Source organism: Oligella ureolytica DSM 18253 (assembly GCF_000373745.1).
Classification (GTDB): Bacteria; Pseudomonadota; Gammaproteobacteria; order Burkholderiales; family Burkholderiaceae_B; genus Oligella; species Oligella ureolytica.
On record NZ_KB892329.1, the window covers coordinates 1 to 10,426 of the forward strand.

General features: G+C 39.4%; 13 protein-coding genes and 2 pseudogenes. 5 read left to right on the forward strand and 10 right to left on the reverse strand.

The genetic code is table 11. The features are described from left to right. Both B092_RS15195 and B092_RS14240 read left to right on the forward strand, forming a co-directional pair. On the forward strand, positions 1–167 hold a 167-nt coding region (locus B092_RS15195), incomplete at its 5' end, for an IS3 family transposase (RefSeq protein ID WP_156813074.1). A gap of 75 nt (positions 168–242) precedes the next feature. Beyond that, positions 243–1,322, forward strand: a pseudogene (locus B092_RS14240) (IS3 family transposase). Positions 1,323–1,410: 88 nt separating this feature from the next. Here the strand turns inward: B092_RS14240 and B092_RS0110675 are convergent. After that, positions 1,411–1,755: a Rap1a/Tai family immunity protein gene (locus B092_RS0110675; protein WP_018575232.1), complete on the reverse strand. Its 345-nt coding sequence runs from the start codon at positions 1,753–1,755 to the stop codon at positions 1,411–1,413. Between the two features lie 150 nt (positions 1,756–1,905). Beyond that, positions 1,906–2,049 (reverse strand): hypothetical protein, encoded by a 144-nt coding sequence (locus B092_RS15490; protein ID WP_018575233.1) that lies wholly within the window; start codon positions 2,047–2,049, stop codon positions 1,906–1,908. A 179-nt stretch (positions 2,050–2,228) separates the two neighbouring features. Between B092_RS15490 and B092_RS0110685 the strand changes: the two genes are divergently transcribed. Continuing rightward, complete coding sequence (locus B092_RS0110685; RefSeq protein WP_018575234.1) at positions 2,229–2,447, forward strand: hypothetical protein; 219 nt, start codon at positions 2,229–2,231, stop codon at positions 2,445–2,447. Then, positions 2,434–2,679 carry a hypothetical protein gene (locus B092_RS16085; RefSeq protein WP_232244353.1) on the forward strand — a complete coding sequence of 82 codons (246 nt, stop codon included), beginning with the start codon at positions 2,434–2,436 and terminating at the stop codon, positions 2,677–2,679. Before B092_RS0110685 ends, B092_RS16085 begins: the two co-directional genes overlap by 14 nt. A 160-nt stretch (positions 2,680–2,839) precedes the next feature. Here the strand turns inward: B092_RS16085 and B092_RS0110690 are convergent, their stop codons facing one another. The 8 genes and pseudogenes from B092_RS0110690 to leuD form a co-directional block, all read right to left on the reverse strand. Beyond that, complete coding sequence (locus B092_RS0110690) at positions 2,840–3,694, reverse strand: isocitrate lyase/PEP mutase family protein (protein WP_018575235.1); 855 nt, start codon at positions 3,692–3,694, stop codon at positions 2,840–2,842. Positions 3,695–3,703: 9 nt separating this feature from the next. Beyond that, positions 3,704–4,402: an ABC transporter ATP-binding protein gene (locus B092_RS0110695; RefSeq protein ID WP_018575236.1), complete on the reverse strand. Its 699-nt coding sequence runs from the start codon at positions 4,400–4,402 to the stop codon at positions 3,704–3,706. After that, a complete protein-coding gene (locus B092_RS0110700) occupies positions 4,395–5,141 on the reverse strand; it encodes an ABC transporter ATP-binding protein (protein ID WP_018575237.1) in 747 nt (248 codons plus the stop codon). The genes B092_RS0110695 and B092_RS0110700 overlap by 8 nt, the downstream gene beginning before the upstream one ends. 8 nt (positions 5,142–5,149) lie before the next feature. Continuing rightward, positions 5,150–6,109, reverse strand: a complete 960-nt coding sequence (locus B092_RS0110705) for a branched-chain amino acid ABC transporter permease (RefSeq protein ID WP_018575238.1) — start codon at positions 6,107–6,109, stop codon at positions 5,150–5,152. Then, positions 6,106–6,978 carry a branched-chain amino acid ABC transporter permease gene (locus B092_RS0110710; protein WP_018575239.1) on the reverse strand — a complete coding sequence of 291 codons (873 nt, stop codon included), beginning with the start codon at positions 6,976–6,978 and terminating at the stop codon, positions 6,106–6,108. The genes B092_RS0110705 and B092_RS0110710 overlap by 4 nt, the downstream gene beginning before the upstream one ends. Before the next feature lie 20 nt (positions 6,979–6,998). Beyond that, the gene (locus B092_RS0110715; protein ID WP_018575240.1) at positions 6,999–8,213 is read right to left on the reverse strand and encodes an ABC transporter substrate-binding protein; all 1,215 of its coding nucleotides are present in this window, start codon (positions 8,211–8,213) and stop codon (positions 6,999–7,001) included. Positions 8,214–8,222: 9 nt separating this feature from the next. Beyond that, positions 8,223–9,620, reverse strand: coding sequence for an FAD-dependent oxidoreductase (locus B092_RS0110720; protein WP_018575241.1), 1,398 nt, complete (start codon positions 9,618–9,620; stop codon positions 8,223–8,225). A gap of 8 nt (positions 9,621–9,628) precedes the next feature. After that, positions 9,629–10,147, reverse strand: a pseudogene (leuD, locus tag B092_RS14245) (3-isopropylmalate dehydratase small subunit); the annotation flags it as partial. A gap of 79 nt (positions 10,148–10,226) precedes the next feature. On the opposite strand from leuD, the gene B092_RS0110730 reads away from it, so the two are divergent. After that, a partial coding sequence (locus tag B092_RS0110730) for a transposase (RefSeq protein WP_018573803.1) occupies positions 10,227–10,426 on the forward strand: 200 nt, incomplete at its 3' end.

Sequence of the window (10,426 nt, forward strand, 5' to 3'; positions counted from 1 at the left end):
TCTTCGGTACACTTAAATGTGAATTGTTCTATCGTGAAAAATTTACTAGCATTGAACAGTTAGAGAAACGGATTCATGAGTATATTTACTACTATAATCATGAAAGAGTAAGTACAAAACTAAAGGGGCTGAGTCCTGTGCAATACAGAAATCAGTCCTCCTTATAAAAACTAACCGTCCAACTTTATGGGGTCACTTCAACCATAGCAATTAGAAGTAGAATTCCTTATAAAGGAAATTCAATGAAAAGATCACGATATACCGACAGCCAAATCATGGCGATTCTTAAACAAGCCGAAGTCGGTACGCCTGTGCCGGAGCTGTGCCGAGAGCATGGTATGAGCAGCGCCACGCTCTACAAGTGGCGGGTTAAATACGATGGCATGGGTGCCTCCATGATGTCTCGCCTTAAAGAACTTGAGGCGGAGAATCAGTTTCTTAAAAAGATGTATGCCGAAGAGCGTCTGAAGGCTGAGATCGCTCGTGAGGCCATCTAAAAAAGTGGTAACGCCATCTCGACGCAAAGGGATGGCGCAACACGCAGTCACGCAATTTAGAGCGGGCATACGAGTGGCATGCGAGGTGTTTAGCATCAGCCAAAGCTGTTATTACTACCAGCCTAAACAAGCCGATGAGAACGAGGTCATTGCTGACTGGTTGATTCGGTTGACTACTACTCAACGTAACTGGGGCTTTGACCTATGCTTCCTGTATTTACGTAACATGAAAGGCTTTAAGTGGGACCACAAACGAGTCTAGCGAATCTATCACGAACTCGAGTTAAACTTGCGTATCAAACCTAAGAAACGTATTGTACATGAGAGTCCTAAGGCACTCAGTACTGCTATTGCGATCAATCAAGTATGGCCGATGGATTTTATACATGACCCGCTGGCTGACGGTCGCTGGCTGCGTCTATTTAACGTAATGGATGACTTTAACCATGAGGGTTTAAGCATCGAAGTAGACTTCTCTTTGCCTGCTGAACGAATCACGAGAGTGTTGGACCAAATCATCGGATGGCGGGCAAGCCTGCGTACCTACAATGTGATAATGGGCCAGAATACATCAGTAAAACACTCCTAGAGTGGGCAGCTAAGCGGCATATCACGTTGATTTACACTCAGAATCCACAGCAAAACGCATATGTCGAGCGCTATAATCGGACGGTACGTTATGACTGGTTAACCCAGAATCCCTTTAACAGTCTAGAAGAAGTTCAGCACGGAGCGACTGCTTGGCTCTGGACTTATAATAACGAACGCCCCAACATGGCATTAGGTGGCATCACACCGAGGCAAAAATTACATCACATAAATTAAATAATTCTACTGCCAACTGCTATTAAAAATGGGGTGATTACCCCATGATTCGAACCTAGCAAATGGGTAAAAAAGTGAATGAGTAAATTTAAGATTCGCAATAAGTTTCTAACGCATTATTAACAAGCTCACTCGCATTCATACTTAAGACATCTTTATCAAGAGAATTTAAATAGCTATACACTCGATCGTAGACATCATGAGGCAAAACTTCCCCCTTCATACACCAATCCCTTGAGTCCATCACTGCCACAATATAGCCTTGAGCCCGAGCATTTAACAGAGACGGCGCTAACGTTAAATTTTGGCTTGACTCATTAGCACTTAAATTGTACATAAGCTCATCACCACTCACCATCCAACTACGTTCATCATTGGCATAGACCGATTGAACAGCGCAGAGGCTAAGAATTAGTACTGATAATAGTTTCATTAACTCAACTTAAACGTTATGAAAATAGATTATATCCATTGTAGAATAAGAACGATGAAGATTTTATGACGCAATTAAGGTGTTTTTATGACTAGATATAATCGACTCTAGAGCGACGATTAACTTGACTCTCTATAACCTATTCTCATGTTATGCTGGCTCGCTAGCCATCCAAACTGCCTCAAACAGCATTCCTTGATGAGCTGCATACTCTTCACTCTCGATGATCAAACCATAATTTTCGCGCTTTGAAGAAATCAGAGCAACAGTATTGCCATAATTTTCCTGCCGCATGGTTATACATAGAACGTAATTGAGGCAGCATATCAATAACCATTTGCCGTCTAGCTGCAACATACTCCATTAGTACACTTGGATCTCTCGCAATCACCATTCGCCTATGGTCTTTCCCTTGAAATTCAATTATAGGTATGCGTGGAGACAGCTATTCACTTAACCAGGCAATGAGAGATATGCCAGAACATCAAACGTTTATTGAAGCGATTAAAGATAAAACAGGTGCTTACGCAATTCATGGCTTAGCTCCTGCTTTAGCTCACAAATACGCAGATATGATGCGTGCAGTAGTACAAATGTCATCCATCCCATTTGATCGAGATGCAACTTGCGCTAAACTTGTAAAAAACTCAGGAAGCAAGCGATCTGGGAGCAAAACTAATCGTCTTCCCTGAAGCCACTTTATCAGGATACCCCAAAGGCGCTGATTTCGGCGCACGGGTTGGCGGTAGATTGGCACGCTGTCGTGAAGAATTTTTAGAATATTACAACGGAGCGATTGATGTGCCTGGCCCTCATACTGAGCAAATAGCTGAGATTGTACATTCTCATTTTTCTCTCCTAATGATAGTCTTGATAGTCAACAACATAGGCATTTTCATCTTCGAATCTAAAAGTAAAAGCTGAGCTCTTAGTTTTGCAGCATGTTTAGGCTGGATACCAGAAGTAAAACGTGTCTGAAAAAACTTTTTTAGACCAAATACTTAAAAGATTTAATTATATTGTTTTACTGTATATTATCGATACACAGTAAAACAATGAATTTAAAAACATTCACGCACAGCTATTACTCATATTTTTGAGATAATGTTAATAACTCATCAGTTTCTAACATAAGATTTAACTCTTTAAAGTCATTCATGTTTTTTGCAAATGGCACATTATTTCCATGCTGACTCAATGACGCATAATACTGCTCTAATGTTTTAGAGATAGCTCGGACAACTCCACCAGGAAATATCACTAAACTGAATCCTATATCATAAAGCTCTTCTGCTGTTAAAATTGGTGTATCCCCTCCTTCGACCATATTAGCTAATAGTGGAATCTGCCCGGAGAATCGCTCTGCGATACTATTTAATTGCTCAAGATTTTGCGGCGCCTCAATAAATAATAAATCAGCTCCAGCCTCTTCGTAAAGTGACGCTCTTTCAATCGCTTGATTATAGCCTTCAACAGAAATTGCATCTGTTCTAGCTATAATCAATAATTCATCAGATTTTCTAGTATCGACAGCTGCTTTAATTTTTCCAACCATTTCTTGTGTGCTGATTAGCGATTTACCTTTCAAATGACCACATCTTTTAGGTAAACTTTGATCCTCTAATTGAATAGCTTTAGCGCCCGAATTCTCAAACAATCGAATACATCTCTGCACATTCAAAGCATTGCCATAACCATTATCAGCGTCAACAATAAGTGGTGTATCTACTCGATCGGCAATAAAACGGATCGACTCAGCCACCTCTGTCATACTGACTAATCCAACGTCAGGTCTTCCTAATTTAGTATAAGCAATGCCTGCTCCAGACACATAAAGTGCTTTATAATTAAACTTACTAGCAACTAATGCACTAAAAGCATCATAAACACCAGGCGCCAATACTAGTTCTTTGTTATGAAAACATGTTTTTAAACTCACTACTCTCTCCTACATCCCTAAATAAGCTTGTCGTAATTCTGGATTCTGACTAATCTCTTTAGCGTCCCCTGACATAGTAACTTTGCCATTTTCTAAAATATAAGCTCTATCTGCGTGCTCTAAGGATTGAATAACATTTTGTTCCACTAACATGATCGGCAATCCATCTTGATGCAGCTTCACAATCAAATTAAACATCTCTTCAACCATTAACGGCGACAAACCAAGAGAAGGCTCATCTAATATTAAAAATAATGGCTCCGCCATCAATCCTCGACCAATCGCTAGCATCTGTTGCTCTCCCCCTGATAATGTCCCCGCAAACTGGCTTTGTCGTTCCTCTAATCTAGGGAAAATTTCGTATATGTATTCAAGATTTTTATTAATATTGTTCTTGCCTCTTTTATACGCGCCTAGCATCAAATTTTCTCGTATAGTCAAATTCGGAAAAATCTTACGCCCTTCTGGAACATGAATCAAACCAGCATCTACAATCGCATCCGATTTGTTAGGCAATGGTTCACCATTAAAAAAAATCTCCCCATCCCATATAGGAAGAATGCCAGATAAAACCATATTTAATGTCGTTTTGCCTACTCCATTCGCACCTAGCACAGCCACCATTTCATGATTTGCAATATTTAAATCAATACCACGTAAAATTTCAGTCGGTCCGTAGCCAGTTTTTAAGTTTTTTATTTTAAGCATTTAATTTTGCCTCTTGCGCTAAACGATTAGTAGCTCCTTGCCCTAAATAAGCTTCTATCACTACAGGATTTACAACAACATCCGAAGGCACTCCTTCAGCGATCATTTTTCCTTGATTTAAAACATAAACATAATCACATAAACTCACAACAGCCTGCATCACATGTTCAATCATTAAAATCGTGATACCAGAACTTTGTATCTGTCGAATCACAGGAATAATATCTCTCAACTCCGAAGGGTTAAGACCAGCTAATACCTCATCGAGAAGTATTAACTCCGGCTCAGTCGCTAAAGCTCTAGCCACCTCAAGACGTTTGCGCCCAGAAACGGTTAGATCTTGGGCTGACCTCTCAAGATAACTTGTCAATCCAACAAGCTCAGCGATCTGAATCGCTTTCTTTTTCGCGTCTTCTCGGTGAACATTACGCAAATAAGCCCCCACCATAATATTTTCTAGAACATTTAATCCAGCGAAAGGTTGCACAATTTGGAATGTCCGCGTGATACCTTTTTCCGCCCGAACATTACTAGGTAACTTAGTAATATCATTATCTCGGTAGATTATCTTCCCATCAGTTGGTTTCAAAAATCCTGAAGTCACTGCAAACAAGGTTGTTTTACCCGCTCCATTTGGACCAATCAACCCTGTAATACTGCCTTTTTTAACCTTCAGAGAAGCATGATCAATAGCTGTTAGCCCACCGAACTTCATCACAACATTTTTTACTTCTAACATCATGCCTCCTACTTTTCAACTTTTTTTGAACTATATTTTTCAACGAGACTTAATAATCCTCTCGGCAAGAAACTTACCGCTATTATGAGCACTAAACCATAAATAGCTATATCAACGCCCGGTATATCTCCCACAAACAGCTTGACTCCTTCACCTAAAATATGCAAAGAAAACGCTCCTACCAAAGGCCCTAATACATAGCCCAGACCACCAACCATTGTGGCTAATAAAACCTCAATTGACATTTTTGGACTAAATGCAATTATGGGATCTATATATAAGAAATATTGAACGTATAAAGCACCAGCTGTAGCAGTCAGTCCACCCGAAATCGCTATCGCCTGTAACTTCCTTTTCAGAGTATCAACTCCCAAAGCCTTAGCTGCATCTTCATTTTCTTTAATAGCAATTAATTGTGCTCCTAGACGAGAATGACTAATCTTCATTGCAATAGATAAAGCAATACACAATAGTGCTAAGACAAACAAATAAAAATACAAAGGATTTTCAAACTGTAAAGAACTAAACCCATAATCGATATGCAAAAGCTGACCAGATGCCCCACCAGTAAACGAGAAAGAATTTGCTAAAACTCGGCATACCTCTGCAAAAGCCAAAGTAACTAAGGCGAAATAAGAACCTCGCAGACCTGCCCTAAACGACAGATAGCCAATAATTACAGCAACAACCATTCCCGCACCAATAGCGAAGATGAATCCTAGCCACGCTGGCAGTCCAAAATTAACTTGCCAAAGCGCAATAAAATAAGCTCCCACGCCAAAAAATGCAGCATGTCCAAAAGAAACCTGCCCGGCTACACCTCCTAAGACGTTCCAACCAATAGCACCTATTGAAATTATTAAAGTAAAAGTTAGAAAATTAAGAGCTGCGCTTGATTGCCAAATTAAGGGAACAATTAATAATAAAAACAACAGCCCAAACATGGCGTAGTAATTATTTACCTTCATGCCTTTACTCCAAAAATACCTGTTGGTTTAAATAGTAAAACCAAAATAAAAGTCAGGAAGATGCCAATTTGCCCTAAACTCTCCCCCAAAAATAATCCGCTTAAACTTTCTATTACCCCTATTAAAAGGCCACCAACAACAGCACCCACCACAGAGCCCATCCCTCCTAAAACCACAACAGTAAAAGCGATCAATACAAACGCACCGCCTACATTTGGGCTAGCATAAAATGACGGTAATAATAGACAAGCAGCAATCGCTAAACAAGCGAAACCAATACCAAAAGTTACTGCATAAATGTGGTTAACTCTTATACCAACCAAATGGGCTCCTAATTTTTCTTTAGCTACAGCTCGGATTGCTCTACCAGTATCTGTGGAACGCATAAAAGCCCACAGAACTACTGCAGTCAATAACGAGCCTACTAAACCAAATACCCGTGCCTGAGAAAAAATAAAAGAGCCAACTTCAAATACATCAAATGAGTAATCTGTCTGAATCGTTCTAATATCCGAACGAAACGTTGCCAACAACACATTTTCAATAACAATAGAAATTCCTAAAGTAATTAGCAAAATATTCTCATCTTTACCATGACTCCCAGGACCGATAATATATCGCTGCATGCAATAACCCAAAAGGAATAATGATGGAACGAGAATTGGTATCTGGACATAAGGGTCTAAACCAAAATATAGATTTAATGTATAAACCAAATACATTGAAAAGGCCAACATAGCGCCATGTGAGAAATTAATAATATGGAGTACCCCATACACTAATGTCAGTCCTAACGCAATCAGCACATAGACTGATCCCGTTAACAAACCATTAATAATGGACTCTAAAATAATACTGATCGAAAACATCCCATCATGCTCCTTAATTGCTATCCATTTATCGGAAATACCGCCTTAGCATTAGCAAATTGCTCAGGAGAAATAACTTTAACCTCCGCATCTTGCACCTGCGTCACCACAGGCTGAGCACCCATATTTTGACCATTAACAAACTGCGTTGGTCCATATGGCATTACATGATCTTCGAATGTCGAATTTTTTAATGATTCAATAATTTCGTCACTATCAACACTAGCTGCATTTTCTATAGCATCGGCCAACAACAATACACTTGAGTAATTTAATGGCACGTTGTACATCCATTCTTTGTTCATACTCCTAACTTGTGCTCTTAATTCAGCAGCACGCGCTTTATGAGGATCATCCCAATGATTACAATCCATAATAAACTCGGCTGCTGCAGGAAACTCACGAACAAACCTCATATTGGAAGCAGCTCCGTTTAATACAGAGTAAATACCTTTTAACTTAACTCGCTGTTGTGCCAAAGTACGTAACAATAGAACAGTTTCAGCGTAATAAGAAGATGGAATAATCAAATCTGGACGTAATGAACGAATTCTTAAAGCAACGTTTGAAATGTCTCGAGCTGGTGTCGGATGTGAAATAGAGTCCAAAATTTCGAAATTATGCTTAGGTAACTCTTCCGCCATCAGCTTAGCCATACCTGATCCAAACAACCCGTCTTCATGAACTAAAACAATTTTTTTAACAGGATTACCTATCCCATTATTTAATTCAACTAACTTATCAATAGCTGATTTTGTTACGATAGAGAATCCGGGACTAAAACGAAAAGTATTGCTCAACCCTCTTTCAATAATCTGATCCGTAACTCCAACATCGACTAAATAAGGTAAGTTATGACGATAAGCTGCTTGACTCGCTGCTAAACAGATAGCACTAGAAAAACCACCAACAATCGCTACAACACCTTTTGACTTCAAAACCTCAACTTCTTGTACGGCAACCTCAGGAGTTGAGCGCGCATCCGCGAAAACCATCTCTAGTTTTGCACCTCCTAGAGACTTAATACCACCGTTTTCATTAATGTTTTTAATTGCTAGCTCAGCCCCTAAACGACCATATTCACCATCCATCGCTAAAGGGCCCGACACAGGCTGTAAAATGCCGATTTTAATAGTGGGCGCATCAGCTGCTTTAAGAATATTGGGAAACGCAGTAGCAACGGCACCCGCCACACCAAACTTCATAAAATCACGACGCTTTAATGAACTACTCATTACTATCTCCTAATTTTTTAAATACACATTTTTAACTGATAGGCCCGCAATTCGACCTAACACTACTGCTGATAAAAGCCCATTACCTGAGAGATAACCAGAAGCCTCCCTTCCACTTAGACCTCTAGCAGCACCGCCAACAGCGAATAAATTGTGAAATGGTTCACCATTTTCTTGTAATACCTGTGCTTTTTTATTTATATCTAACCCACCCTGAGTATGAAACAGCCCTGCAGTTACGCAAACTGCTCTGTATGGCGCTTGCAATGCTGGCTGAGTAAATTCTCGGCCTAAAGGATCACCCCCTTCTTGAGAGTAAAGCTCAACCTGTTTTAAGGTTTCCTTTAACTGTTCTAACTCGATACCTGTCAAATTGCTCAGTTCTTCAATTGATTCAGCTACTTTAATAGCACCAGCTTTTTTTAACTCTTGATACTCTTCAAAAGCTAACGCAGCTTGCTCACAACGCTCATCATAGATATTCCAAACTTTTTGTTCTGGTTGTAATAAAACTTGTGCTGCTTGCTCTGAATAACCTTGTACTTCATTAGCAAAACGCTCACCGTTTATATTTAACTGAATACCACCTTGAGCTATCACTGCCCAAGTTATTAATGCCTTATGAGAAACTGATACCGAAGCATGTCCTTGATAAGCTGTCAAATCGGCTAATTTAGCGCCTAAAGCTTGTCCCCATAACAAAGCGTGCCCAACATTTAATTCATACCCACAGTATTCTGCATCCGCTATTTCAGGTATATATTTTTTTACTAACTTATGGTTTGCGCCAAAACCATTACATGCAAGAATCAAAGCACTACATGCAACTTGTTCGTATGAACCATCTGGTCTTGTAAAACCCACACCGACAATATTTTTTTTGTCATCAATGTATAAATCTTCAACTAAAGCCTCCATTAAGACATCAACGCCAACCCCATCTACGGCGTTAAGTAACATTGAGTGCAAATCCGCTCCGGACTGACTTAAAGGACCATGCATCCGACAAACCGAATGACCTGGATAGGTAAAACTATCGATACAAGACAAGGTCAAACGATGCTGATTTGTTAACCAATCGATAGTGGGTCCTGAAGCCTCAGCCACAGCCTTAACTACAATAGAATTACTTTGATTTTGAGCTTTTCTTTCTAAATCACGCGCAAAGCACTCAGCTGAGTCCACTATTCCTTTTTCTTTTTGAAGCTCGGTGCCTGCAGCTGGAATTAATCCAGCAGATAACGAAGTATTACCAATAGGTGTGTTATTTCTCTCTAAAACCAACACCTCCAAACCTTCATCTTTAGCAGACAAGGCAGCTGTCAGCCCCCCAGCTCCTGCACCAACAATCACGACATCAACAAGTAACTCTGTGTTAAGTTCAGATTTGTTTTTAATACTGACCATCTTCGTTCCTAATTAAGAGCGTTAATAAGTTGCCATGGATAGGATTGTTGATATTTTTTCTCAAACGCTAAAACCTCATCCATTCTTGAAAGAGTCAAGGCTAGATCATCAAATCCTTTTAACAGACAATCTCGCCAAAAACTTTCAACCTTAAACGGTACAGTTATTTGTTGTCCTTTAGAAGATTGTTTTTCAACACTTATAAGCTGCTTTTCTAAAGAAACACATAAATACAACTTTTCGTTATCAGCCATGAGCTCACGAATTAAGTCAAAATCTTGCTCTTCCAAAACAATTGGTAATAAACCATTTTTAAGGCAATTATTATGAAAAATATCACCTAAACTAGGAGCTATAACGACTTTGATACCAAACTCAACTAATGCATAAACGGCTGCCTCTCTAGATGAACCACAACCAAAATTATCATCAACCACTAAAATAGATGACTCTTTAAAAGGCTGTTGATTTAGCACAAAATCTTCAATTATTTCATTCTGTTCAGTAAATCGTAAATCATGAAATAAAGCATTAGCTAAGTCTCTCTATGTCAGGATAGTTGTCACCCTCTAAATTTAAATCAAGAGAGCGGTAAGGATACTATTTATGGGCCGTTATTCACTAGAGCGTAAGAACGCAGTGATCAATAAATTTCATAGTGACAACACATTGAGTCTTAGCGAACTAGCTAGGCAAGAGAGCATTCCTACCTCAACCCTTTATAATTGGCTGAAACAAGTCAATTTAGTAGGTAATGCCATGTCAAAAAAACGCAATTCGGATAACTGGTCTGCTGAGACCAAGCT

What these genes read in the sequence shown, in the direction of transcription:
- B092_RS0110675 (WP_018575232.1), bottom strand. Translation starts at nt 1,755, where the DNA reads ATGAAACTATTATCAGTACTAATTCTTAGCCTCTGCGCTGTTCAATCG.
- B092_RS15490 (WP_018575233.1), bottom strand. Translation starts at nt 2,049, where the DNA reads ATGCGGCAGGAAAATTATGGCAATACTGTTGCTCTGATTTCTTCAAAG.
- B092_RS0110685 (WP_018575234.1), top strand. Translation starts at nt 2,229, where the DNA reads ATGCCAGAACATCAAACGTTTATTGAAGCGATTAAAGATAAAACAGGT.
- B092_RS0110695 (WP_018575236.1), bottom strand. Translation starts at nt 4,402, where the DNA reads ATGCTTAAAATAAAAAACTTAAAAACTGGCTACGGACCGACTGAAATT.
- B092_RS0110700 (WP_018575237.1), bottom strand. Translation starts at nt 5,141, where the DNA reads ATGTTAGAAGTAAAAAATGTTGTGATGAAGTTCGGTGGGCTAACAGCT.
- B092_RS0110705 (WP_018575238.1), bottom strand. Translation starts at nt 6,109, where the DNA reads ATGAAGGTAAATAATTACTACGCCATGTTTGGGCTGTTGTTTTTATTA.
- B092_RS0110710 (WP_018575239.1), bottom strand. Translation starts at nt 6,978, where the DNA reads ATGTTTTCGATCAGTATTATTTTAGAGTCCATTATTAATGGTTTGTTA.
- B092_RS0110715 (WP_018575240.1), bottom strand. Translation starts at nt 8,213, where the DNA reads ATGAGTAGTTCATTAAAGCGTCGTGATTTTATGAAGTTTGGTGTGGCG.
- B092_RS0110720 (WP_018575241.1), bottom strand. Translation starts at nt 9,620, where the DNA reads ATGGTCAGTATTAAAAACAAATCTGAACTTAACACAGAGTTACTTGTT.